1 protein-coding gene is annotated in these 932 nt (G+C 53.2%); it reads right to left on the bottom strand.

Going from position 1 to position 932, the window contains the following annotated elements; translation table 11 throughout:
* A partial coding sequence (gene tuf / locus HED65_RS22430; protein ID WP_114980193.1) for an elongation factor Tu occupies positions 1-932 on the bottom strand: 932 nt, incomplete at both ends.

Raw genomic sequence — 932 nt, 5'->3', positions numbered from 1 at the left:
CCTTCACGGATTGCGAAACGCAGACCGTCGTCCATCGCGATTGGGTGGATCAGAGTCACAACCATCTTGATGTTGTCGCCTGGCATTACCATCTCTACGCCTTCTGGCAGTTCGATGGTACCGGTCACGTCAGTAGTACGGAAGTAGAACTGTGGACGGTAGCCTTTGAAGAACGGAGTATGACGGCCGCCTTCGTCTTTGGACAGGATGTACACTTCAGATTCGAACTTGGTGTGTGGCTTGATTGAGCCTGGCTTCGCCAGAACCTGACCACGTTCGATTTCTTCACGTTTGATACCACGCAGCAGAACACCAACGTTCTCACCAGCACGGCCTTCGTCCAGCAGTTTGCGGAACATTTCAACGCCAGTACAGGTAGACTTCGCAGTCTCTTTGATACCAACGATTTCAACTTCTTCACCAACTTTGATGATACCGCGCTCTACACGACCGGTAACAACGGTACCACGACCGGAGATGGAGAATACGTCTTCGATTGGCAGCAGGAATGGCTTGTCAATCGCACGCTCTGGTTCTGGGATGTAAGAATCCAGGAAGCCAGCCAGTTCGATGATTTTCGCTTCCCACTCAGCTTCGCCTTCCAGCGCTTTCAGAGCAGAACCACGAACGATTGGGGTATCGTCGCCTGGGAAATCGTACTGAGACAGCAGTTCACGAACTTCCATCTCTACCAGTTCCAGCAGCTCTTCGTCATCAACCATGTCGCACTTGTTCAGGAACACGATGATGTAAGGAACGCCTACCTGACGACCCAGCAGGATGTGCTCACGAGTCTGAGGCATTGGGCCGTCAGTCGCAGCAACAACCAGGATCGCGCCGTCCATCTGCGCAGCACCGGTGATCATGTTTTTAACATAGTCGGCGTGGCCTGGGCAGTCTACGTGTGCGTAGTGGCGAGTCGGGGTGTCGTA

It is taken from the genome of Pantoea sp. LS15, from assembly GCF_012241585.1.
Lineage (GTDB): Bacteria > Pseudomonadota > Gammaproteobacteria > Enterobacterales > Enterobacteriaceae > Enterobacter.
This window is presented reverse-complemented; position numbering and strand designations above follow the sequence as displayed.